The sequence below is a fragment of the Verrucomicrobia bacterium S94 genome (genome assembly GCA_004299845.1).
Taxonomy (GTDB): domain Bacteria; phylum Verrucomicrobiota; class Kiritimatiellia; order Kiritimatiellales; family Pontiellaceae; genus Pontiella.
The window spans coordinates 3,508,232-3,532,569 of the sequence record CP036201.1 but is presented as its reverse complement, the minus strand read 5'-3'; the positions used below and the strand labels follow the sequence as shown (position 1 = coordinate 3,532,569).

Below are 24,338 nucleotides of genomic sequence, written 5' to 3'. Positions count from 1 at the left end.
TGCGGTTGAAACATATGAAAGTAATCACAAAGCTCCTGATCTGGATAGTCATCGCGGCATCAATGGTTACGGCGGCGGCCTTGGTTTATCTGGAACTTCCGCGAGCACCGGCCGAAGTGGAGCTGACCCGTCAGGAATTTCTGTGGCTGAAAAAACACGGAGACCATATCCGCTATGCCCCCCTGCCCGACTCCCCGCCGCTGGACTACATTGATGCAAACGGTGAACATCAGGGGCTGACCTCGGACTATATCCGCGAAATTGAGCGAAGAATCGGAGTAGACTTCATTGAAGTGCGGTGCAGCAGCTGGAAAGAGATCATCGAAAAACTCAAAAACCGCGAAATTGATATGGTCGGTTCCATTCAGAACACCCGTGAACGCCGGGAGTTTCTCCGCTTCACAGCACCCTACCAGAGTGTAGAAAATGTGATCCTCACGCGCAAAACCCGGAAAGGCCGCTTTTCACTCGATACCCTGCAGAATATGAGTATTGCCGTGGTCGACGGCTCCGCCACGTTTGACTACATCCGTGAAAAACATCCGGAATACCAGCTGATTCCAGTGAGTAATGCGCCCATCGGTTTCCGCATGGTTTCCTTTAACGAGGTCGATGCCATGGTGGCGGACATTGGCGTGGCTTCATACACCATGGAGCAGCTGGGCATTTCGAACCTGCGGGTGGCCGGAAATATTGATTATCCCTGGACTCTCTGCATGGCCTCGCGCAGGGACTGGCCGCGGCTCAACAGCATCCTGAACAAAGCGCTGGCCACCATCGATGCCGCGCAGCGCGAAACCATCAAAAAACGGTGGATCACGCTGGACGACCACGTGCATTTTTCACGGGATTTCTACCTTAAAATAATCGGCGGTGCACTGATGATTACGTTGCTGGTTATCGGCTCCATTATATTCCGGAACCGGACACTCCGCAAAGAGGTGACCCGGCATTCGACGGAACTCGGCCAGGTACGGCAACGCCACGAACAGACCTCGCGGGCGCTGGGCGAAAGTGAAGAGCGCTTCCGGATGCTGGTGGAATCGTCCAACGACATCATCTGGGAGATGGATCTCTACGGGGCCTACCTTTATGTCAGTCCGAAAGTCAGAGATATCCTGGGTTATACGCCGGCAGAGCTGCAGGGCCGGAACTCACTTTCCCTAATGATCCAGCCGGATTCCGCCCGCAATATGGAAGCGCTGCGGACCCGTACAGTGCATTCGATCATTGATTGCGAAGTGAATACCTATCTGCATAAAGACGGACATCGCGTGATGCTCGAATCCAGCGGCCGCGCCTTTGCCGATGCCAACGGACAACTCGCCGGATTCCGGGGCGTTTCCCGCGATATCACCGAACGAATCAAAAACGAAAATGCACTCCGTCAGAGTGAGGAACGGTTCAGGAATCTGGTGGAGACCACATCGGACTGGATCTGGGAAATTGATACCGAAGGCCGCTACCAGTATGCCAGCCCGCAGGCCGCAGAGCTGCTCGGCTATACCGCCGATGAACTGCTCGGACAGCATTTCACCAACCTGATGTCGCCGGAGGACAGTCTCAAAATCACCGCCCGGTTTGAGGAGGCCCTGGCCCGGGGAGCTTCGGCACATTCTTTGATCACCACAAACCGTCACAAGGATGGACGGACAGTCATGCTGGAAACCAGTGCCGTTCCTTTTTATGACGGTGATTGGAAGATTCTGGGCTACCGCGGCATCAGCCGCGATATCACCGACCGCGTGAAGGCGGAAAAACAGCTTGAATTTGAACGCAATCTGTTCCGATCCTTTATGCAGCATGCCCCGGATCTCATCTATTTTAAGGACACTGAAGGCCGCTTTATTGAAGTGAATGCTGCAAAAGCGGAAGAGCTTCGCCTTGCGCCGGAGGATTTGATCGGGCGGACTGACTTCGACTATTTCCCGGAAGAGCAGGCCCGTATCCGTTTCGAAGATGAACAGGAAGTGATGCGTACCCGGGAACCGATTCAGAAAGAGGAAATGGCCACCACGGCCGATGGCGATCGCTGGTATCTGACCACGAAAGTTCCCCGTTATGATGAGGAGGGCAAGGTAATCGGCACCTTCGGTACTTCATGGAATATCACCTATCGTAAATTAGCGGAAGAACAGCTGCGGCAGCTGCGGGCACTGCTGAGTAATACCATTGATTCCATGCCGTCTGTTCTGATCGGCGTTGATGCCATCGGTCGGGTCATGCAATGGAACCGCCAGGCTGTGGAACAGACCGGACTGCTGCCGATCGATACCCTCGGCGCACCGCTGCACAAGGTTTATCCGGAACTCAGCAAAGAGATGACCAAAGTGGAACGGGCGATCCGCGAGCGCAGAACCCAGAAGGAAGAACGCATTCCGGTACAGCGCGGCGGCCGAACGCGTTATCAGGACATCACCGTATATCCGTTGCTTGAAGGCCGCGAAGAGGGCGCGGTGATCCGGGTGGACGATGTTACCGACCGTGTGATGATCGAAGACAGCATCCGTAACATTGTTGAAGGTGTTTCCGCAGTAGGCCGGAGTTTCTTCAGTTCAATGGTGGACCAGCTGGCCAAAACCCTGGGTGCTGATCTGACCTACATCAGTGAATTCATCGATGATTCCCGGGAAACCATGCGCACCATCGCGGTTTCTGTTGCTGGTGAATCGGGGGGAAATTTCGACTATGAACTTCAGGGCACTCCATGCGAAGCGGTACTCCGGGGCGATCACTGCGTCCACTTTACCGAAGCCCCCGATATGTTCCCGAAGATCAAACTCCTGCAGGACATGGGCATCCGGAGTTTCATCGGCATTCCGCTGATGGATTCCGAAAATCGGGCACTCGGGGTCATGGTGGCGCTTTACCGGAAACCGGTTGAGCAGGTTGATTTTGCCACCTCGATTCTTCAGGTATTTGCCGGCCGTACAGCGGCGGAACTTGAGCGGCTTCAGGCGACCAAAGAGCTGGTTGCCCTGCGCAACCTGCTTGAAAACATCATTAATTCCATGCCGTCCATCATCATCGGCATCGACTCGGAAGGCCATGTGATGCAATGGAATGCACAGGCTGAAAAACTGACCGGCATCGATGCGGAGCAGGCGCATGACCAGCCGATTCTTCATGTTTTTCCTGACCTTGGAAATGATATGAATGCGGTATTTAAAGCCATGCATCAGCAGGATATTCAGCGGCATGAACATGTGCACTGCACTATTCAGGGAGAACAGCGCATTATTGATGTAACAGTGTACCCGATTACCTCCGACGGCTCCGAAGGCGCTGTGATCCGGATCGACGATGTTACCGACCGCGTACGGATTGAGGAGATGATGGTGCAGTCGGAGAAAATGATGTCCGTCGGCGGGCTCGCCGCCGGTATGGCCCACGAAATCAACAACCCCCTGGCCGGAATTCTGCAGAATCTGCAGGTAATGAAAAACCGTGTCTCGGATGCAACCGAACGCAATACCGAGGCCGCCGCGAAAGCCGGCACATCGTTCGAAGCCATCCACACCTATATGGAGGAGCGGGGTATTCTGCAGATGATGGACAGCGTGTCCGAGGCCGGGCGGCGGGCTGCTAAAATTGTGGACAACATGCTCAGTTTCAGCCGCAAGGATGAGGCCCATTTCCTCCCGAATGATCTGGTGAGTATTATTGAACGCAGCATTGAACTGGCTTCCAACGATTATAACCTTAAAAAACGGTTCGATTTCCGCCACATCAGCATTGTCCGCGAATATGAAAACGTTCCTGAAATTGCATGTGAAGGCAGTCAGATTCAGCAGGTACTGCTGAATCTGCTGAGCAACAGCGCCCAGGCTATGGCCGCAAATGAGCAGCAGCAAAATCCACAGATCATTATCCGCCTGAAACTCGAGGATGAAATGGTGCTCATTGAAGTGGAGGACAACGGCCCCGGCATGGATGCCGAAACACGGAAACGTGTGTTTGAACCGTTTTTCACCACCAAGGATGTCGGACACGGAACCGGACTGGGCCTTTCCGTGTCATATTTCATCATCACCGAAAATCATGGCGGAACCATGAATCTGGTGTCCGCCCCGGGCATGGGTGCACGTTTCAGCATACGAATCCCCTATGAACACCGTAAGGAACGGTGGGGATTGCGGCTTTAAATGCGGAGCGAAACCGGCAGTTCCTCCGGGGAAATTCAGGTTTCCCGCTCATATTCGGCTTGGGTTCCGGTAAGCGAACATTATAAGATCCGGTTTTCATCTAAGGATTAACTATGTCGGACTACTCTTCTATTCGTGTTTTGGTTATTGATGACGAGCCCGCCATCTGTACGAGCCTTACAGCTTTTCTTGAGGATTACGGTTTCCGCGCATCCGCGGCAGAAAGTGCGGAGGAGGCGCTGGAACTGATGGAAAACAATGTCTATGATGTCTGCATCGTTGATATGCGCCTGCCGGGAATGAGCGGCGAAGATCTGATTATTGCCGCCCGCAAACGCTACCCGGAACAGCGTCACATCATTTACACCGGCTCGATCTCTTATAATCTTTCAGAACAGCTCAAAGAACTGGGCATGCGCCCCGAGCATGTATTCCTCAAACCGGTCCGCGTCCTGTCGCTGCTCGTTAAATGCATTAAAGAACTGGCGGCCGAAAAACTGAACATATGAGTCAGGATCCCCCCATTAAAATACTCATTATGGAAGATGAGCGGCCGGTCCGTGAAAGCTTCCGCCTTTTTCTGGAAGATCTAAATTACCGGGTGGCGGAGGCCGAAGACGGCAATGAAGGTCTCTCTCTGTTTGAGCGTTTTAAGCCCGATGTGGTGATTCTCGACCTGCGTATGCCCCGGATGAACGGACACGAGGTTATGCAGCGTCTATCCGAACAGTCGCCTGCAACTCCTCTTATTGTGGTTTCCGGAACCGGAAATATTACCGATGCCGTGGAAGCACTGCACCTCGGAGCCTGGGATTATATCCTGAAACCGATTCCCGATCTGAACATTCTCGAACACACGATTCAGCAGGTGCTCGAGCGCTCCCGCGCATTAACCCGCAATCAGGAATATCAGGAAAAACTGGAGCAGGAGGTTGAGCGCAGAACCAAAGAGCTCACCGATAAAATCGAGGAAATGTCGCGCTTCAACAAAATGGCCATGGGACGCGAGCGCCGCATCATTGAGCTCAAACGGATGATCAATGACCTGCTCGCCGAACTGGGCCGCCCGCCGAAGTTTAAATCCCCGGATCTGGTGGATGAAGACCCGGACCTGATTGAGTAAACACCATGCCGCCTTCTGTTGCCATCATCATGCGGGCCAAAAACGAAATGCCGTATGTCGAGCAGGCACTGAACATGCTTGAACAGCAGACTTTTCGCACTTTTGATCTTTTTGCCGTCGATTCCGGCTCAACCGACGGAACCTTCCAGGCCCTGGAAAAATCAGGATGCAGCCTGCAGCGGATTTCTCCGGATGAATATGTGCCCGGCCGCGTACTGAACCATGCCATTGCCCGGACCCGCCATGAAATCATCGTACTGCTCAATGCCGATGCCGTTCCGCAGCAAGATGACTGGCTGGAAAAACTGATTGCGCCCATCCTTGGAAACGAGGCCGACGCCACGTTCAGCAGACAGATCGCCCGTCCGGACGCTGCATTTATCGTCAAATACGATTATGAACGGGCCTACCGGTGCAAAAACCTCGAGCCCGGCTTTTTTTCGGCCGTGGCCTGTGCATTTAAACGGAGTCTGTGGGCAACATATCCGTTTCCTGAATCCGGCTATGCCGAGGATGCGCGCTGGGCGCGGGAACATACTGAAAAAGGGGCCCGTTTCCAGTTGCTTGAGGAATCGGTTGTGGAGCATTCACATAATTATTCGCTGCCCGCACTCTTTCAGAAACGTTATCGTCAGGCACTTGTTTCCAACCAGATTCCTTCCTTCGGAAAACAGCTGGAGCATTGCCTGCGGGAAGTTATCCGTGATCTCGCCTATGCGGTTATCCGGTTCCGTCTGCTGAGTATCCCCTACAACGTAGCCTATCGGCTGACGATTCACCGGGCGGTTTACCGGGGGCACAAAGACGCCCGCTGAATTTAAATATATTCGCCGGCGCGATACGTCGGGAAATAAGTGGAATGGATCTGTTTCGCTTTGCCGGCCATTATTTCGTACATTTCGGAATTAATAATCCGACCACAGAAATAAACCTGCTGCAGATCCGAAGACCAGCCTCTTTTGTAATAGCTCAAGCCGTCATTGCCGCCGGAATTAAGGCCGATTCCGCCACCCAGATCCAGTTTTTCAGCTTTATCCGAAAAATAGCGGAACGAAAACTGATCGAGTGCGTAAAACGCATTGAGTTCATAGCCGATCGGGCTGACCGCTCCCAGATGGCAATGAACCACCGTATCCTGTTGATAAAACAGCTGCGCCCCGATAATCCGGTCTTCATAAACAGCCTGATGTACAACAATTTCAGGCATCGCAAGCTGTTTCTGAAAAGCCTCATGCGAAAAACCGCGGATCCCCTGAATGGAATAGCGGCGGCGCAGGGTTTTATACAGCCCTTCCCATATATCGACAAATTCAACCGGATTCGGGCATACCTGAACACTCAGGGAACGATAGGCTTTCCGGGCCTCACGCCGATGATGACGGCTCCCGATTTCGGTGATATCGCGGGTGATATCCACGGTAAAGTGCTTTTTATAAGGGTTCACAACATCAAACGTATCGTTGAGCAGTTCCTCCGTAAAATTCCCGAAAGGATCAGCCACCAGCCCGACGCTGATAATGTTGTCCGGAAGTTCCTTGAAATCTTTATGAAGCAGCGACCAGTCGGAACAGAAAAAAAGCGGATAAAGCCCGATTGCATCAAAATAGCCGGCACACCCGGGAACCGGCTTCTTCAGCAGATATCCATTACTGTGCTTCAGATGTACGACCTCACCGAATTCCGACAGCGATTCCGCATACGCCCGCGATGCATATCCTTTTTTCTCTGTATTGATGATCATTCTGCCTGCCTGGCGCTCCTGTTTGGATACACTCATAGCATTTTAGGTACCACTCTGGAAATCGACGGTGATATAATAACAAATATCTGTCTATTTCTTTCTCACCTTTTTGATGAAAAACTTCACCTTTCTGGCCGCATGAAAAAGCAGAAGCGCCCCCAGCTTCCACCCCGTCCGGTAGACCACAACCTGTCTGGTATGCTCCTGCCGGTATGCCCATGGATCCACGTAGGAGGCAAACCCGGCCAGATAATCACCCTCAGCATATGCTCCTCCACAAAAATGGCGGATAAACCAGCTGGAATTCACCATTCCCGGGGAATGCACGGCATAATCGGGTGCATACGTACCATGGCAGAAATAGACCCGATCCAGATACGTGTAGGCCATTTCCAGTGAAACCAGCGTATCGCCATCATAGAGCGTGGAAAACCAAACCCGGCCCTTTTCCGCCAGCTTTGGTAGCAGATCCGCATAAAAATCACGGTGATACGCCACCATTTCCCCCTCTTTCCAGCTGATGTTCTCCACTTCAATATAGTTTTCCAGACAGCGGATGATGTCTTTGGAATCATTGGTGATTTCATGGCGCAACTGTTCAATCCTACGTTCCAGCCGGCCGCATTTTTTCCGCAGCTTCCGGTGGTGCCCCCAGAAATCCTCCCATGAAACGGAAAGATCAACCATCGGTGAATCGGGCCCCTTTTTTACGCGTGGCAACGCCGTGGGCATTTTAAACAGCGCGTTCACATGCTTCGGGAAATAGGAGCCCGCAATAAGTTCTTCAAGATCAATAATGTCCCACGCCCGAAACTCTTTCTTCATATAGTCGGCGAAGGCTTCCCAGCAGGCCGCTTCATAGTCCTTATGTATAATCGGGCAGGGTTTATCCACTTCAGTTGTCTGGGGCGGCAAGGCATGCATGACGACGTTCAGCCTGACGCCATGCTCTTTCCGCTTCCGGATACAGAGCGGGAAAATGGCCAGCAGCCGGCCATCGTTATCCTCTTCCCGCATCAGAAGATAAAATACCTCTTCGCCCCGGTTCAGATGCCGGATAGAAATCTGCACATAATCAAACGAGGCAAACAGCGTCGGCCGCACACTTTCCTGCAGTAACTGCTCCCAGATCTCTTCCAGCCCGGCAACCGATGCATCGTGGTTACGCTTTTCCACATAGATCCGTTTACTCAAGCCCCTCTCCCCAGTAAATCTTCAAGATCGATCACCCGGTCGGCGTGATCCATCACCGACGGCCGATGCGATATAAAAATGATAGTCAGATTATGAATGGCCTTGAGATTATTCAGAATCCGGCTTTCCGTAGCCAGATCAAATGCATCAGTACTTTCATCCAGCAGCAGAAGGGCCGGCCGACGGTAAAGTGCCCGGGCAATACCGACCTTCAGCACCTGTCCACTGCTGAAGCGAAGTCCCTCATCTCCATAGACGGTTTCATAGCCGGCCGGCAGCCCGATGAACAGGTCATGCAACTCCACCATACGGCAGACTTCATGAACCAGATCGCGGTTGATTTCATCGGGCTCAAGTCCCAGCGCAATATTTTCATATAAACTGGCCTGGATAATATTCACATCCGCCGGCACCAGACCGATCTGCTTTTTCCATTCCCTGCTGCTGTAGGCATCCACCTCCACCCCATCCGCACAGATCCGTCCGCCGGAAGGACGGAAAAGTCCCGCAATGAGATGCATTACCGTGGATTTCCCACACCCGGTCTGCCCCTTTATGCAGGTAAACTGCCCGATGCCGAATTCCAGGTTCATGCCGTCGAGCAGAAGCGGTCCGTCTGTAGAATAGGAAAACTGTACATGGTCCAGTGCGATGCTTTCCTTCGGCCAACGGGCGGCATCCCAGCACTCGGCCTCGGGTTCCGACAGTTGCAGAGAACCGGCCACATTTTCCAGAATGGCGGTATCGTACCAGATATCCTTCACCTTCCGGAAAATGCTGTTGACCGTGGGAATCAGCCGATATGCGGCAACGGCATACATGCCGATAATTGTTACCGGCTGTCCGCCATCTCCGGAAAACACCGCAAAATAAAGTGCCACAGACATAATGACCGCAAACGCCATCACCTCAAGCGCCTGTTGCGGAAGCTGACTGATCATCGAACTGCGTACCGTATTTCTCGCCATTTCACCGGCCGTCACGGAAAAACGGTTCACAAAATAGGAAGCCAGACTGTTCATCTTGATTTCCTTATTCAGCTTCAGCGCTTCCAGCACATGGCTGTAGAGCGAAGCCTGCAGTGAGGCATAGCGTTTCCCCAGATGATCCAGCCGGCCGGTGGTTACAAGGTTGATTAAAAAGTGAACAAAAACCAGTACCGCCGCCACCACCAGCGTGACCTTCCAGTCAATCCAGAGCAGCAACACTACAATACACAGAGAAACAATGATATCTGATATGAGGTCGAGCGTTGCAAACAGGGTACCGATCACGACCCGACTGACATCCGTCAGCACCTCCTTGGCCCGCTCTGCGCTCTGTTTTTTCTCAAATTCGAGCACATCGATATTCAGATAATTACTGAGCAGCCGTGCAGAAAGATCCTTGGTTTTATCCGCGCTGAACCAGACGCCCTGCCAGGTTTCAACCGCTGAAATGGAATTGCTCAGAATCAGCATCCCTAACGAGATAAATCCGAACGAAACCACCACGCCGGCATAACCTGTGATGCCGGTCAGTTCTTTAAAATACAGCACATATTTGTTGGTTTCCAGAATCGCCGGATCGGAGATCAGGCCGATGAACGGAAGGATCGATGCAATCCCCACGGCATTTACCACACCGTTCATCAGAGAAAGGATGAAGATCAGCAATAATTTACGTCGATCAGCCGCATCAAGAAGCTCGAATATAATCCGAAGCTTTCCCAGAAGCTGGAATCGATCTGTCGAAACGGTATGTGATTCGTCGGTCATACAAAAAGGCCGCAGAGCATAAACCCTGCCGCCCTTCTAACAAAATCAGGTTATTCGTCGGTCCAGCCCTGAAGCTCGGTGACGATCGGAGTCAGGTTCGTATACTGTTCTTCAACCCAGTAATTCTCACTCCGGACCAGATAACCATTAGGCTGAATCCACTCAATATATCTGCGATCCGGATAATCCGAAAGCCATGTCTGATCCACGCCGATACTTTCGATCTGAATACAACCGGTATAGTTGGTGGTGCCTATCGTGACAGTAACGTTCGTGGCAACAATCTCCGACTGAATCGTCGTGTGAGGCGTTGAAGCCGCATACGACCACGTGGTTCCCACAGTTCCGTTAGACCAGAGAAGATCCTCCTGCATCGGGCCGCGATCGAACTCGGAATCGAGTACATATACTCCATTTTCGTCTACACGCAGATAGGACGAACTCCTGGCCTGAGCTCCGACCGGAATGACATTCGGCGCAGAATACCAATCCTCGGTCCAGATGGTGCGGTAGTTATTGGTCAGATGGGGCATATAGGTGTCCCCCATAATATGGACATCCCTTCTCCAGAAATCACTTCCGGGATCCTGATTCGTGACGTGATAGTGATAAGTCCGGCCGACCGGAACATGAATGAGCGCATTGTTGGTCCGGCAAGTCAGACGGAAAAACATCGGAACCTCGACTTCAATCGTACCGTTTGTGCTCAATACATCCCGGTGCTGAAACCAGCTGTCCTTCCAGTCACCCGGCCCGTCCAGCGCGCCCTTCCACTCAATAGTGTACACGGAGTTCGACGGTAGCGTGGCCGTTAAGATTCCATTACTATCCAGCGAATCAATCACGACCGTCTGAGCCTGAGCCGCTGTGGCCGCCAATACGGTTACGAGTGTGAAGAACTTTAAATTCATCCAGCAACTCCTTCTTTTCTTGTTATTTATCGTTTGATTTAACTAACATGCCTGCATGCGCGAGGATGCTAACCATAAAAATAAGCCTGAAAGCAACCGTAATAGTGCAGTTTGCTCCCCCGCCTCCGTAGCCGCAAAGCAGAGAAAAAACCAGAAAAATGCGTATCGATATCCCCTTAATCTGTTTGCGGAACTGATCACAGATAAAAGGCAGATTCCCATTCTGGTTGAACTGGAAAAAGCCTGTTTTCCCATGCTGATGCAGGAGGAGCAGAGCGATTTTGAAGACTTTCTTGACGACGAGTTCGGCTCCGGGATGATTCTCTATGATGACCGGACGCCCATCGGCTATATTACCGGCCGGCATATCTGCGAAGAAAACTCCGCACGGGCACTGAAAGAAAATGAATTTATCCGGGAGCATCAGGACGAAATTTTTTATATCTCCAGCCTGGCCATTTTAAAAGAGCATCGCTCCATCAAAACCCTTGAATTTCTGATTCACGAAACCAACACCCTCCTGAAAAGTATCGGTTACCGCTATTTTGTCGCCTATGTCAGAAAACGGCACGGACTCTCCCGCCTGCTGGCCTACCGTGCTTCCTGCGAAATCCTGCACACCACCGAGAACTGGGAAGGTACCGGAGAGCCTTTCGATTACTGTCTGGTCAATCTCGACAGCCTACCCTCGCTGCCACTGGTTGCCGACTATTTTTTCCACTATCTGAGAATTTTCCGGAGAAAACTCAAACGGATCTGAATGCGAAAACCGTTATGTCCGGACCTGGCTGCCCGGTTCGGACGGCACCCAGTTTCCAACATCAAGCCGTTCATCCACCGTCCATTTTCCAAGACGTTCCGGCTCCGTCACTAACGTCTTCAGCCGACTCAGATATTCTTTACGCGAAATATTTTCATAGCCGAGCCGACGGTAATGCTCCCAGAACCATTGAATGTCATTCATCACAAAACCCCAGTGCTGCAGATGACAGTTCAAAACGGCCACCGCCACCTTGCTCGCATTCGGTTCATGATGAAAAGCCGACTCAGACAGAAACATCTTTCCCATATCCATCCCGAACAGGCCGCCGACAAGATCGCCGTCCGCATTCCAGACCTCTACAGAATGATTCCGCCCCTTTTCATGCAGTTCCAGCGCCACCGCAATCCGCTCGGGAATAATCCAGGTCCACTCATCGCGATCACCACCCTTTCCGCACTCGTGCACGACGCGTTCAAAAGCCGTATCAAACGTAACCGTATATTTCCCCGATTTGATCAGCGGACGCAGCCCCTTCTTCAGCTTCATCTTTTCCAGAAAAAGCACCATGCGCGGATCACACGAATACCACTCAATGGGATGCTTGTCATAAAGCGGATAAATGCCTTTGGAATAGGCATAAAGCAGGCTGTCCGCCGTCATTTCACCGCCGTACGCCAGCAAACCGCAGAACGGCTCGCGATACGACATCCAGATCGGCGGAAACTTTCCTTTCGGAGGCGGGCGGAAGATTTTACTCTGATAAAAAACCTGAGCCTCAACCAGCTGTTCATACAGTTTCCGCAACCGGGGATGTTTATCCAGCCGCTTATAAAGCTTCTGCAAATAACTGGGTTTTGAGCCTGGCGGTTCCACACTTATTTCCCGATCAGATAGTTCCCGATCACCAGCTTATCCAGCCCGGTGGAAAAGAAACAGCGGATGGCATCCATCGGCGATTCCACAATCGGCTCACCCATCACATTAAAGCTGGTGTTCAGCACCACCGGCACACCGGTGATTTTCCCCAGCTCCATCATCAGCTTATGATACCGCGGATTGGTCTCCCTGCGAACCGTCTGCACCCGGGCACTGCCGTCCACATGGGTAATCGCCGGAACACAATCGCGTTTATCCGGAAAAACATCACACACTTTCAGCATAAACGGCGCTTCAACCTCGATATCAAAATAATCCTTTGCATGCTCCACCGGTACCGAAGGCGCAAACGGACGGTAGGCCTCGCGGTGTTTTACATCCGCGTTGATCTTATCCTTCATATCCGGTTTTGAAGGATCCGCCAGAATACTCCGGTTGCCCAGCGCCCGCGGTCCGATCTCCATCGCTCCCTGATACCAGCCGACAATATGCCCTTCCGCAAGCAGCCGGGCCGTTACCTCTTCAATATGCTCATGGTGTTCGGCATTCAGTTTGCACTCTTTAATGATCGCCTGATAGTCCGCGTCACTGTAGCTCGTTCCGACATACGGATTCATATGCACAAAGCTGCGTTCTTTTCCGTGAATGCCGTTCCAGACATAAAACGCTGCGCCGATGGCCGTACCGTTATCGCCGGCCGCCGGCATGACATAAAGATCCTCAAAACCCGATTCCCGGACAATCCGCCCGTTCATCACACTGTTCAGCGAAACCCCGCCCGCAATCACCAGATGCTTTGCTCCCGTCTTCTTTTTCAGATCCCGGCAGATCTTCAGCGCCGATTCCTCAAGCACATACTGAAAGGCTGCAGCCACATCTTCATGATGTTTCTGAAATTCCTCGCCGTGACGACGCGGTGCACCGAAGGTTTCATAGAATTTACGATTGCAGTACGGTCGCCGCCAGTACTGAAAATTAAACATCGAGGTATCCACCGTAATCGATCCGTCTTCACCGATCGAAATAATCTCGGACACCTTGTCTTTAAAAATCTCCGGATCCCCGAACGGAGCCAGTCCCATGGTTTTACCTTCATCATAATTCGGGCGGAATCCGCAGAATTCGGTCGCCGCTTCATAGAAGGAACCGAATGAATTCGGGAAATAGCTCTCGTTATACTGCTCAATCTGAGTGCCTTTGCCATAACCGACAAACGACGTCGCCCACTCGCCCGAACCGTCGATCGAAAGCAGAGCCGCTTCTTCATACGGTGAAACATAAAAACTCCCTGCAATGTGCGCCAGATGGTGCGACACCCAGTGAACCGGCGGCTGTTTTGACCCTTTCGGCCAACAGCTCAGATACCAGCTCCAGAACTGATCCTGGCGGTAGCGCGAGGTACCGACTTCGTGCCCGAGAAACGGTTTAATCCCTTTGCCGATGCCCAACGCATACACGGCTTTTTTCCGCCAGTGCATCGAAGGTTTAATTGAAACGGCCACCGCATCAATATCCTTATCCTCGAGTCCGGCAATTTTCATGCAGCGCTCAATCGCATGCACCGGAAATTCATCCGTATGCTTCTGCCGCGTCAGACGCTCCTCTTCAATGGCGGTCACCAGTTTACCGTCAACCACAATACAGGCCGTGGAATCATGATAGAAATAATTGATACCAAGAATGTTCATAGTTTCACTATAGGTACAGATCTTATGACAAGTCTATCCAGAAATAGATGACACCATCCGAAAAAGCAGACAGGAGGTACACCCTGTATTCAACGTCGCTCTGAAACACATGAACCCTGCGGTACAAAACGGTTCCCCGGAATGGATCAGGCTCGCGGCATAGCCGGCGCACCGGTTCGTACATCTTACTCCGGCCTTCGTCATGCATTTGGACCGACACATTGCTGCATAACCGCCGATTTATAGCCATACGGCCTGCTTTCGCCCGGTATCGCAACCGCAACCTTGAATTGTTCAGCCTTTTCCTGCAAAGTGCCTGCTCTTTTACGGCAGAGCAACGCGGCATGGCCAAATACACTATAAGAGGATCGGAGGAGCTCGACGCCCGGATCGATGATGATCTTGAGCTGATCCGCCGGGTTGCGGCCCCTCATTGTGAGGCCGGCATTCTGCTCGGCGGCTATGGACGTGGCGAAGGAACCCCCTTCATTAAAGCCGATGGATCGCAGGAACCGTTCAACGATTACGATATAATCGTCATTGTTGACAGGGTAAACAGTGTAATAAAAGCCCATTTCCAGCAGCTCGAAACACAGCTCACAGAGGCCGTCGGCCTGCGTGTCGACCTCTTTCCCTATGCACGGCATAAACTGCCGACCTGCGAGTTTTCTCTGCTCAATTATGAAATGAAACACAACCATATGGTGATCTGGGGCAACGAAAATATCCTCGATGCCATGCCCGTCTACCGCACACAGGCCATTCCGCTCTCCGAAGGCACCCGCCTGCTCATGAACCGCGGAAAACTGCTGCTTGACATTAAACGGCGGCTCGCCACTGCCAGACCCTTCAGCGAAGAAGAACGTATCCGTTTCATTAAATTCATCGCCAAAGTGCTCCTCGCCTTCGGTGACTGCGCCCTGCTTGCGGCCGGACTCTACGATATCTCCTATGAAATGAAGAAAACCCGGATTTCAAAAATTGGAGACCCGCCCGACCGCGACTTCATTATTGCCGGCTATATGTGCGCCGTCGACCTCAAGGAGTGGGGCGACTACCACGCCCTCCAGGCCCTCGATATTGAAGAACAGACCCGGAAAACCATCGACGTCTTCTGCCGCTTTCTTCCCTGGTACCGAAAGCAGTACGATATGCGCGAATGCTCCATTCCCAAAGCCATCGCCCTCAATGCCGTATGGAATAAACGCTTTTCAACACGCCACCCGCGCGAAGCCCTCTACGACGCCCTCGGAGAACTGCTTCAGGATAAATCAGACATGTCGCACGAACGCTTCTACGAGCTCCAGCGGAGATTTTCATAGTGAAAAAGAAAAAGCTCAGCCTCTTTCTTTTCATCGATGCTTTCGGATGGGAAGTCAAACAGCGTAACCCCGATTTTCTCAACGACCTGATTCTCGACAGCAAACCGCTGGAAACCATACTCGGCTATTCCTCCGCCTGCGATCCCTCGATCATCTCCGGCCTAACCCCTTCCGAACACGGACTCTGGTCATCCTACTACTACGACCCGGAACATTCCCCGTTCAGATGGACTAAACCGTTGAGCCTCCTGCCCGGTTTTATATTCAATCGCGGCCGCATCCGCGGCCGCCTCAGCCGATGGATCAAAAAAAAATGCGGTTTCACCGGCTATTTCCAGCTCTTCGCCGTTCCCTTCAGCCAACTTCCTCTCTTCAATTATGCCGAACAGAAACGCATCTGGGAACCCGGCGGACTGCCCTGCGGAACCTCCATCTTTGACCGGATGAGCCGACTGGGCATTCCCTACTATGTCCACGACAGCAATCTGCCCGATGAAGCCCGAATGGAAAACCTCCGGCAGCACATCGAAAACCGGAACATCGATTTTGCCTACTGCTCTTTCGGCAAACTCGACGGCCTGATGCACGCCAAAGGCAGCACCCATCCGGATATTGAAAAACTGATGAACTGGTATGACACCGAATTCCGCAAACTGTTCGCCGCCGCCGAAAACAACTACGACGAAGTCGTCTGGTATATTTTCACCGATCACGGCATGCACAACGTCACCGGCTCATACGATCTCATGTCGGATATCCAATCCCTGAAACTCCAGTGGAATAGCGACTATTGCGCCTTTTACGATTCCACCATGGCCCGCTTCTGGTTTAAGCATGAAAACGCGCGCACTCAAATTTCCCAATATCTGGAAAACCATCCGCTGGGCCGGATTCTTACCGAAAAGGAATTAAAACAGTACGGCGTCTTTTTTGAAAACAGCCAGTATGGCGAACTGATTTTCCTGATGAATTCCGGCATACAGATTGCCCCGAGCTTCATGAGCATCAAACCCTGCGCCGGCATGCACGGTTTTGATCCCGTAGATCCCGATTCCAAGGCTTCGCTTTCCTCCAACCGCCCGATTCCCGAATCCATCACGAAAATTCAGCATATTCACCAGCTCATGCTCAACGAACTGGAGCTGCAGACCTGAGGCGGAAAATATTTTACAATGACCCGCGAAACGTTAATCGTCTCTCTCCATGGAAGAACTGACCCCCGATCCCGAAGCCTTTTTCGAACTCGCTGAAGCCCGCATGCCGTTCGGCAAATATAAAGGCCGTCTGCTGATTGACCTCCCTGAGCCCTATGTGGTTTGGTTCAGGCAGAAAGGCTTTCCCAACGGCAAACTCGGACAGCAGCTCGAAACCGTCTATGTCGTCAAAGCCAACGGACTTGAACACCTGTTCGATCGCTTACGCTGACTCCATTGCCCGGCCTGTGCCGCATTAAATTGGGTTTTACTTACCGGATCAACTGTGCTCAAATACGTACTAAAAGTCCGTATTATTAAGAAAAGGTAGGACATCATGCTTCGCAAGTTACGAAAACTTAAAAAGTCAGGAAAAAGAAAACTGGAAACAATAAATCTCAAGCTGCTCGAAGAGCATCTGGACAGCATCCGTGTATCGCTGCTCGAAATCCGAGGTTTCCGTCAGAAAAAAGTGGTTCGATCTCCAACCATTCACTTTATGCAGCCCATCGATATTGAAGAAGCCTGGCCCGACTGCCGGGAAGCCTTCCAGCAGGCCTATCCCTTACTGGCTCATGTGGCCGGCAATCTTGATGTTGAATACGAAACCATGCCGGTTTCCGCCCCTTTCGGTCTTTCCATCGATCAGTTTGTCAACCTCATCGACCGCATTACAGTCAGGCTGGATGACCATGAATCGCTAATGCTCCCCGGGAAAAACTGCAGAGCATCGATGACAATATCCTAAAAATTCAGCAGACAGTGAATCTGATTAAAAAATATGTCATGACGGACTTCACGTTCACTCGGAACCCGAAAGTGTAGGCCGCTTAAAGTTTCTTCAGAAGCTGCTGTAGCTCGGCTTCGAGATCCCTCTCGGTTTCACGGTGTTTCTGGGTGAGATGCAACAGTTTTTCAATAGCTTCTTCGAGCGATTTTACCGAGGACCCGCTCACCAGCTGCGGATGATCAAACAAATCCTGCATCAGCTTTTTGAGTGTGGTACTCAGTTTATATTCGGCCGACATTTTATCAAAATTCAGCGCAAAATCGATATTGTCCTGAATCATGCGGTACAGATGGATCAGACAAACGCGGCGGGCCTCATCCCGAGAATCAGTCTCCAGACGTTCGATCCATAGCGGCAGTTTATCAATCCCCGGATCATCCAACTTTGCCGCGCCGTCCTCAAGGGAACTGAAATGTTCCTGTTCCGCCGGAGCTTCCGGAATGTGCGTTGTATCGTTCAGGGACTGCAGCACTTCCTGGACAAGATCCCGTGGCTTGCACTTCATTTTTGAAAGCACTTTATAGGCCCCCAGATCCGCCACAGCATCGGCCAGCTTCTGAATATATCCCGTCGCAAATACGATCACGCGGATATGATGCAGTCTGAGATCATTTCTAACGGTCTTTAGAACATCAGATCCGTGCATATCGGGCATATGCAGATCCAGAATAACCAGGTCGGGGAGATAACGGGCAATCTGTTCGATACCCGCTGAACCTGAGTTGGCAACTGCAACATCAAGCCCTTCCTTCCTGAGCAGTTTTTCATAGAGCCCGGTTAAAAAAACATCATCATCAATTATAAGCACCTTTTTCATACAATTTCTCATCTGCCAGCACCCGACCCATTTCATTGCAGCCCCGTTCGAGCAACTGACTGACAGTCTGTAACCGCTGCTCGATATCGTCAGGAACTTCGCGCTGGCATTCCGTTTCGATAAACCGCAATTCCTGCGATAAATCAATAAAACCACACGCAATGGCAGATCCGACCAGCTTATGGGCCAAATGTACAGCCTCTTTGGAATCCTCTTTTTGCACCGCATCACTTAAGGCGGCGATTCCCTCTATCGCCTGCTCTTTAAATAATTCCAGCAGATCCACGGCAAGTTCCCGGTCATCCCCTGCAGACTCAATTAACGTTTTGATATCATTCATAACCTGTAAACTAAGCAATATTAATACCATACATTAAAATAACGTACCGCACTGTTTAAAAAATAAATTACAGTTTCAACAGCACTGTTTTACTCCTATAATCCCTCCCTATTGAATGAAAGGACGGATTATGGATTCACTTGAAGGAAAAAAGGCCCCGGCATTTACGCTGGAGGGCAGCGACGGGAAAAAGCATTCTATTGAGGATTATCTCGGAAAACGCGTGGTCATTTATTTCTACCCGCGCGACAACACCCCCGGCTGCACCAAAGAATCGTGCGGTTTCCGGGATATAAATCAGGAAATCAGCGATCTCAACACCGTGGTGCTCGGCGTCAGCAAAGACAGTCTCGCCTCACACGATAAATTTATTGAAAAATTCAACCTGCCTTTCACCCTGCTTTCCGATCCGGAAACGAAAATGATGGAAAAATACGGCGCCTGGGGCGAAAAGGTGCTCTACGGCAAAAAATCCATCGGCTGCATCCGCTCCACCGTGATCGTCGATGAAAAGGGCAAGGTCATCAAACACTGGAAAAAAGTCACAAAGGCGGAAGCACATCCCGCCAAAGTCCTGGAATTTCTCCGGAACCTATAATGCTGACCGGATAACAGGAAAAAAACAGGATCAGGCCCTGAACTTCCTGTTATCCGCTCTAAATTAATACCACCAGATGGCGCGTTTCCGCGGATTGCCGAACGAGGCAAAATCGTCTCCGGATTCCCGCAGTACTTCGTCAAGCTCCTCTTCCGTAAAATCATAGCCGTCTTTATTGGCTTCAGCCACAAAGGCGGACTTCGGTTCCAGTGTATCATATTTCAGTCTCAGTTCGCGGCTGTCTCCACCATCGATGAGCAGACGCTCTACTTCTTTTTTTGACATAGGTCTTTCTCCTTGGAATTACGGTTTAACTTCCCCTAAAAAAACATACCTCTCTTCTATATCACAAGGTGTGCCAGCATTCAGACTCTGCAGAACCCGCCTTATGTCAAAGGGTTACAATATTATCCATATTTGCGGCGTATGGAAAAAAATGTCGGAACGGAACGCTTCTCAGCACAAGTACAGATACAACCCGATGATTAAAAGAAGATTACAGAAACGCTGACAAAAATTTCCGTTTTCAGGGACATCCAAACAAAAAAGCCCGATGAGACATCGGGCCTGCGCCCATTCAGAAAACTGATTCTATAGCCGGGTCCCCAACCCGGCGGACGCCTAAGACCAGACGTTTCCGACCTTGTTTTCAACTGAGAAAAAACTTCGTGGTCTTCGCGAAACTGATCGCTATTCGCTCTCAATCACACGGCTCGCACATTCAATGTGCGAAAACCACAGGCTATTTCAGCAAAGCTTCCCAGACTTCTTCTTTGAACCCGGTTGCTCCTTTATCCGAACCGATCAGAAACGGTCGTTTAATCAGATTTCCGTTGGAAGCCAACAGTTTCAAAGCTTCTTCAGTATCCATGCCGGGCAGTTTATCTTTCATTCCAAGAGCGCGGTAATCCTGTCCGGAGGCATTGAATAACTTTTTCAGATCGCCGACATACTCCAGCATCTGCCGCAGTTCTTCAACGCTCGGCGGCGTTTCACGAATCGGAATTTCCTCAACATCGAGCTTTTGTTCCTTCAGCCATTTAACGGCCTTACGACAGGTGCTGCATTTCTTATAGGTATAAATTTTCATAATGCATCTATGGAGCGACGTTCTGCGGTTGATGTCAATGGCTTTCACCAAAAACGCCCCGCTGCAATCAGCGGGGCGTTCAGCATATCCAATGGGAGAAAAACCTAGAGCGGTTTCATATTGCTCATGGCGGCACGCAGCTCTTCTCCGACAATTTCCACTTCGTGATAACGGATCTCGGCATTAACCGCAACCAGAGTCTTGTTATCGACTCCGTTATCTTTCAGCTCAAGTCCTTTACCGATGACATCGGTATCAATGCCCTTCATGAAATCCTGCAGCAGCGGCACACAGGCGTGAGAGAACAGATAGCAGCCGTATTCCGCCGTATCGGAAATCACACGGTTCATTTCGAACAGTTTTTTACGTGCAATGGTATTGGCGATAAGCGGGGTTTCATGCAGCGATTCATAATAGGCGGATTCGGGTTTGATACCGACATCCACCATTTCTTCGAAAGCAAGCTCAACACCGGCCTTCACCATCGCCACCATCAGAATACCCTTGTCGTAGTATTCCTGTTCAGTGATTTCAACATCAGCGGCCGGAGTCTTTTCAAAGGCCGTTTCCGCAGTTTCAGCACGCCAGGTCAGCAGCTTTTCGTCATCGTTTGCCCAGTCTTCCATCATGGTTTTGGAAAACTCGCCGGTGATGATATCGTCCATATGTTTTTCAAACAACGGACGCATGATCAGCTTCAGATCCTCGGCCAGTTCGAATGCCTTCAGTTTAGCCGGATTGGAGAGGCGATCCATCATGTTGGTGATACCGCCCTGTTTCAAACCTTCGGTGATGGTTTCCCAGCCATACTGAATAAGCTTGGAGGCATAACCGGGATCGATGCCTTTTTCGACCATTTTGTCAAAACAGAGCAGCGAGCCGGCCTGCAGCAACCCGCAGAGGATAGTCTGCTCACCCATAAGGTCGGATTTTACTTCCGCCACAAAGTTGGATTCCAGTACACCGGCATGATGACCGCCCTGTGCAACCGCAAGTGCTTTCGCCGTTTCTATGCCATCCCCGTTCGGGTCGTTGGCCACATGGCAGGCAATCAGCGTCGGAACACCGAATCCGCGTTTGTACTCTTCGCGCACTTCGGAACCCGGAGATTTCGGAGCCACCATGATCACCGTCAGGTCTTTGCGGATCTGCATACCTTCTTCCACAATGTTGAACCCATGGGCATAGCAGAATGTGGCCCCTTTCTTCATCAGCGGAATAACCGTTTCGCAAACATTGGTGTGCTGTTTATCGGGCGCAAGGTTCATCACGATGTCTGCCGTCGGAAGCATTTCTTCATAGGTTCCTACTTTGAAACCGTTTTCGGTGGCGTTCAGATAAGACTGACGCTTCTCTTCAATGGCCGAAGCGCGGAGCGTATAGGATACATCAAGTCCACTGTCGCGCATGTTCAGCCCCTGATTGAGCCCCTGAGCTCCGCAACCGACGATAACGATTTTCTTGCCTTTAGCGGCTTCAATACCGTTGGCAAATTCCGACGCATCCATAAACCGGCAGGTACCGATTTCCGCGAGTTTCTGCTTCATCGTAAGCGAGTTGAAATAATTCTGACCCATGGTCTGATCTCCTTGTTGGTTTAAAAAGTCCGCGAAACCTATCGGAATAAGTACGTTGCGTAAATTGAATTGTTCGGCATACTATATTGCAATTTAAGGAATACAAGACAAGGAACTCCTGCAGTTTTAATGCGGAACAGGCCGTATCGGTAAAAGAAAGTATAGCGACCATGGATACAGAAGCGCTCACCACATTCATCAAAACTGCGGAACTGCTGCATTTCGGTCGGGCGAGCCGGGCCTGCAACCTGAGTCCGTCGGCACTCACAAGAACCATTCAGCGACTGGAAGAGGAGATCGGACAGCCCCTGTTTCTGCGGGATAACCGCAGCGTGGCACTGACAGAGGCGGGCTATCAGCTGCTCAATTATGCCCGCAAAGCCGTGCACGAGTGGAATCGTTTCCGCGAAGAACTGGCCATTGAGGCATCGGTTTCCGGCACCATATCCATCTATGCCTCGATCACAGCCGTTTACAGCCTGCTTCCGGAACTGCTGGAGGCGTACCGCACCAAATTTCCGAACGTCCATCTCGGGCTGCGCACCGGTGCGGCGGAACAGGCGATTGAACAGGTTCTCAATGGCGAAATCGATCTGGCCGTTGCCGCTCTGCCCGACCGCAAACTCCAGCGGCTTGAATTCATGCCGCTGGCTGAAACTCCGCTGGTATTCATTCGGTCAAAACAGTCCGCACCTCCGAAAACGGGAACATTCACCGGACAGGAACCGCTCGTCGTTCCCCAGTCCGGCACCGCCCGCAACCGGCTGGACGAATGGTTCAGGGCGAACGGACTGAACCCGAACATCGCTCTGGAGGTTTCAGGCAACGAGGCCCTGATTGCCATGGTACGGCTGGGTACCGGAATCGGCGTGGTTCCGAAACTTGTACTCGAACGCAGCCCGTTCCGCGATGAGGTAACCGTTATCCGGAATACCCCGAAACTGAAACCCTATGTTGTGGGCCTGGTTTCAAATGAACGCAACCTGAAACGCCCGGCAGCGAAAGCCATATGGAAACTGGCGGGTGAATTATAGCGCAGGCCTCCCTCGCTAGAAATCCATCGAAACGCCGAAATTCAGGCGGGCGGTACGCGGATAATCCACCCCGTCGTATTCCACAGTATCATCAATGGAAACGGCGGCCGCCAGCTCTGCCGACAGCGCCCAGAGCTGAAAACCGAGGCCGGCAGTCAGCACCCAGCCAATATCTGATTCCGCAATATTTTTATAGGTTCCCAGCCGCAGCTGCACCAGAGACAGATCCACTTCAGAACCGAAGGAAACCCGCTGAACATCATAGCTGTTCAGCAATGTTCCGGTTTCAAGCAACTCAATATCGGTAACGAGCATAAGCCGCCGGAACGGAATCCACGCCCCGCCCAGCGTCAGCTGCGGATCAATCCGCACACTGGGCACATCAATGGTCCGGGACGTACCGTTGATCTGCACGTCCTGTTCATACCCATCAAACGTCGGAGCATTCAGATTCGAGCCGGTAAGCGCAAACTGCACGTGCGATAGACGATACATCACGGCGGCATCGAGCCCGATATTGAAGCTGTCGGCCGAAGAATCGAGCGACTCTTCAATAATTTCTTCATTATCCTCATTAAACGCCCAGATCTGGGTTCCGTATACGCGGCCGAAAATAGCACGAACCGTTATACCCACCGAAAAATGATCATTGAGTGCATGACCGTAGCTGAAAGGGATTTCCGCCGCCAGAAAACCGCGCCCGGTTATAGAGGAAGTGTTGTTGGTCAGCGCATCACCGATGTCGGACGCCGCCACCATGGAAGCCAATGTTTCGACAGCAGCACTGATCTGATCGCGATTGAATTCCCGGTCGTCCAGCAGCTCCGTGGACTTATAATCGAGATAAGCCAAAGCATCGTCAGAAAGCACTCCGGCCCGAAGGCCTCCCTGAGCTTGTCCACATTCGCGCTATCAAAGGTCTGCAACTGGTATCCCGCAGGATTAAAGCCGAGGTCGGACGCAAGTGCATCCTCCAGCTCATTGACGATTTCAGCAGCAGCCAGCTGCAGCCCGAGATTTTTCAGGTCCAGGTCGTTGATCCACCCGCCAACCTGTCCATACATGCGGAACCCGGTTCCGAAATGACCGATCTGCATAGTCGTCGCAACGTTTGCACTGACCACAATGGTATCCTTGTCATTGATATTGCCGATGGTTCCGGCCAGCGTGAGCAGCGATCGGATGTTTTCCGGCTCCTGCAGCGTGGACGATTCAAAACGGGCGAAATCCACATCAGCGAGCCGTTGCAGATAGGTCCCGAGCTCTCCGGTCAGGCTTGCCGAAAGTCCGGCATCGAACCCGCTCCAGCCGAACTTCTGCCGGGCGTACAACAGATTGTCCACCTTTTCGTTATTGTTGGACCGCGACATGAAACCCAG

Annotated in this window: 23 protein-coding genes; 11 read left to right on the top strand and 12 right to left on the bottom strand. The window is 51.6% G+C overall.

The window, feature by feature from the left end; genetic code table 11:
* The first annotated feature begins 14 nt into the window (after nucleotides 1-14).
* The 4 genes from EGM51_15635 (at nucleotide 15) to EGM51_15620 (ending at nucleotide 6,083) form a co-directional block, all read left to right on the top strand.
* The gene (locus tag EGM51_15635; protein ID QBG48761.1) at nucleotides 15-4,145 is read left to right on the top strand and encodes a PAS domain S-box protein; all 4,131 of its coding nucleotides are present in this window, start codon (nucleotides 15-17) and stop codon (nucleotides 4,143-4,145) included.
* 113 nt (nucleotides 4,146-4,258) lie between these two features.
* Nucleotides 4,259-4,654, top strand: a complete 396-nt coding sequence (locus tag EGM51_15630; protein ID QBG48760.1) for a response regulator — start codon at nucleotides 4,259-4,261, stop codon at nucleotides 4,652-4,654.
* On the top strand, nucleotides 4,651-5,268 hold the full coding sequence (locus EGM51_15625) for a response regulator (GenBank protein ID QBG48759.1): 618 nt from the start codon (nucleotides 4,651-4,653) through the stop codon (nucleotides 5,266-5,268). Before EGM51_15630 ends, EGM51_15625 begins: the two co-directional genes overlap by 4 nt.
* Nucleotides 5,269-5,273: 5 nt before the next feature.
* Entirely contained in the window at nucleotides 5,274-6,083 is an 810-nt protein-coding gene (locus EGM51_15620) for a glycosyltransferase family 2 protein (protein QBG48758.1), read from the top strand.
* 2 nt (nucleotides 6,084-6,085) lie between these two features.
* Here the strand turns inward: EGM51_15620 and EGM51_15615 are convergent, their stop codons facing one another.
* The 4 genes from EGM51_15615 to EGM51_15600 form a co-directional block, all read right to left on the bottom strand.
* Nucleotides 6,086-7,009: a hypothetical protein gene (locus EGM51_15615; GenBank protein QBG48757.1), complete on the bottom strand. Its 924-nt coding sequence runs from the start codon at nucleotides 7,007-7,009 to the stop codon at nucleotides 6,086-6,088.
* A 90-nt stretch (nucleotides 7,010-7,099) separates the two neighbouring features.
* A complete protein-coding gene (locus tag EGM51_15610) occupies nucleotides 7,100-8,203 on the bottom strand; it encodes a GNAT family N-acetyltransferase (protein ID QBG48756.1) in 1,104 nt (367 codons plus the stop codon).
* Nucleotides 8,200-9,960: an ABC transporter ATP-binding protein gene (locus tag EGM51_15605; protein ID QBG48755.1), complete on the bottom strand. Its 1,761-nt coding sequence runs from the start codon at nucleotides 9,958-9,960 to the stop codon at nucleotides 8,200-8,202. Before EGM51_15605 ends, EGM51_15610 begins: the two co-directional genes overlap by 4 nt.
* Before the next feature lie 50 nt (nucleotides 9,961-10,010).
* Entirely contained in the window at nucleotides 10,011-10,871 is an 861-nt protein-coding gene (locus EGM51_15600; protein ID QBG48754.1) for a hypothetical protein, read from the bottom strand.
* A gap of 55 nt (nucleotides 10,872-10,926) precedes the next feature.
* Here EGM51_15600 and EGM51_15595 point away from each other — a divergent pair, with 55 nt between their 5' ends.
* Nucleotides 10,927-11,631 carry a hypothetical protein gene (locus EGM51_15595; protein ID QBG48753.1) on the top strand — a complete coding sequence of 235 codons (705 nt, stop codon included), beginning with the start codon at nucleotides 10,927-10,929 and terminating at the stop codon, nucleotides 11,629-11,631.
* Between the two features lie 12 nt (nucleotides 11,632-11,643).
* On the opposite strand, the gene EGM51_15590 is transcribed toward EGM51_15595, so the two are convergent.
* Both EGM51_15590 and EGM51_15585 read right to left on the bottom strand, forming a co-directional pair.
* Nucleotides 11,644-12,507 (bottom strand): leucyl/phenylalanyl-tRNA--protein transferase, encoded by an 864-nt coding sequence (locus EGM51_15590; GenBank protein QBG48752.1) that lies wholly within the window; start codon nucleotides 12,505-12,507, stop codon nucleotides 11,644-11,646.
* A 2-nt stretch (nucleotides 12,508-12,509) separates the two neighbouring features.
* Nucleotides 12,510-14,198, bottom strand: a complete 1,689-nt coding sequence (locus EGM51_15585) for a carbamoyltransferase (protein ID QBG48751.1) — start codon at nucleotides 14,196-14,198, stop codon at nucleotides 12,510-12,512.
* 344 nt (nucleotides 14,199-14,542) lie between these two features.
* Here EGM51_15585 and EGM51_15580 point away from each other — a divergent pair, with 344 nt between their 5' ends.
* The 4 genes from EGM51_15580 (at nucleotide 14,543) to EGM51_15565 (ending at nucleotide 17,461) form a co-directional block, all read left to right on the top strand.
* Nucleotides 14,543-15,520, top strand: a complete 978-nt coding sequence (locus EGM51_15580; GenBank protein QBG48750.1) for a hypothetical protein — start codon at nucleotides 14,543-14,545, stop codon at nucleotides 15,518-15,520.
* The gene (locus EGM51_15575) at nucleotides 15,469-16,674 is read left to right on the top strand and encodes a hypothetical protein (protein QBG48749.1); all 1,206 of its coding nucleotides are present in this window, start codon (nucleotides 15,469-15,471) and stop codon (nucleotides 16,672-16,674) included. The genes EGM51_15580 and EGM51_15575 overlap by 52 nt, the downstream gene beginning before the upstream one ends.
* A 49-nt stretch (nucleotides 16,675-16,723) precedes the next feature.
* Nucleotides 16,724-16,945, top strand: a complete 222-nt coding sequence (locus EGM51_15570) for a hypothetical protein (protein QBG48748.1) — start codon at nucleotides 16,724-16,726, stop codon at nucleotides 16,943-16,945.
* Nucleotides 16,946-17,050: 105 nt separating this feature from the next.
* Nucleotides 17,051-17,461 carry a hypothetical protein gene (locus EGM51_15565; protein QBG48747.1) on the top strand — a complete coding sequence of 137 codons (411 nt, stop codon included), beginning with the start codon at nucleotides 17,051-17,053 and terminating at the stop codon, nucleotides 17,459-17,461.
* Between the two features lie 82 nt (nucleotides 17,462-17,543).
* Here EGM51_15565 and EGM51_15560 read toward each other — a convergent pair whose 3' ends face one another.
* The gene (locus EGM51_15560; GenBank protein QBG48746.1) at nucleotides 17,544-18,356 is read right to left on the bottom strand and encodes a response regulator; all 813 of its coding nucleotides are present in this window, start codon (nucleotides 18,354-18,356) and stop codon (nucleotides 17,544-17,546) included.
* On the bottom strand, nucleotides 18,298-18,690 hold the full coding sequence (locus EGM51_15555) for an Hpt domain-containing protein (GenBank protein ID QBG48745.1): 393 nt from the start codon (nucleotides 18,688-18,690) through the stop codon (nucleotides 18,298-18,300). Before EGM51_15555 ends, EGM51_15560 begins: the two co-directional genes overlap by 59 nt.
* 100 nt (nucleotides 18,691-18,790) lie before the next feature.
* Here EGM51_15555 and EGM51_15550 point away from each other — a divergent pair, with 100 nt between their 5' ends.
* Complete coding sequence (locus EGM51_15550; protein QBG48744.1) at nucleotides 18,791-19,258, top strand: peroxiredoxin; 468 nt, start codon at nucleotides 18,791-18,793, stop codon at nucleotides 19,256-19,258.
* A gap of 63 nt (nucleotides 19,259-19,321) precedes the next feature.
* On the opposite strand, the gene EGM51_15545 is transcribed toward EGM51_15550, so the two are convergent.
* The 3 genes from EGM51_15545 to ilvC all read right to left on the bottom strand — a co-directional run bounded on the left by EGM51_15545 (nucleotide 19,322) and on the right by ilvC (nucleotide 21,925).
* The gene (locus EGM51_15545; GenBank protein QBG48743.1) at nucleotides 19,322-19,543 is read right to left on the bottom strand and encodes a Nif11 family protein; all 222 of its coding nucleotides are present in this window, start codon (nucleotides 19,541-19,543) and stop codon (nucleotides 19,322-19,324) included.
* A gap of 457 nt (nucleotides 19,544-20,000) precedes the next feature.
* Nucleotides 20,001-20,348: an arsenate reductase family protein gene (locus tag EGM51_15540; GenBank protein QBG48742.1), complete on the bottom strand. Its 348-nt coding sequence runs from the start codon at nucleotides 20,346-20,348 to the stop codon at nucleotides 20,001-20,003.
* A 104-nt stretch (nucleotides 20,349-20,452) separates the two neighbouring features.
* Nucleotides 20,453-21,925: a ketol-acid reductoisomerase gene (ilvC, locus tag EGM51_15535; protein QBG48741.1), complete on the bottom strand. Its 1,473-nt coding sequence runs from the start codon at nucleotides 21,923-21,925 to the stop codon at nucleotides 20,453-20,455.
* A gap of 170 nt (nucleotides 21,926-22,095) precedes the next feature.
* Between ilvC and ilvY the strand changes: the two genes are divergently transcribed.
* Nucleotides 22,096-22,959 carry an HTH-type transcriptional activator IlvY gene (ilvY, locus tag EGM51_15530; GenBank protein QBG48740.1) on the top strand — a complete coding sequence of 288 codons (864 nt, stop codon included), beginning with the start codon at nucleotides 22,096-22,098 and terminating at the stop codon, nucleotides 22,957-22,959.
* A gap of 15 nt (nucleotides 22,960-22,974) precedes the next feature.
* On the opposite strand, the gene EGM51_15525 is transcribed toward ilvY, so the two are convergent.
* On the bottom strand, nucleotides 22,975-23,829 hold the full coding sequence (locus EGM51_15525) for a hypothetical protein (GenBank protein QBG48739.1): 855 nt from the start codon (nucleotides 23,827-23,829) through the stop codon (nucleotides 22,975-22,977).
* Between the last annotated feature and the right edge of the window lie 509 nt (nucleotides 23,830-24,338).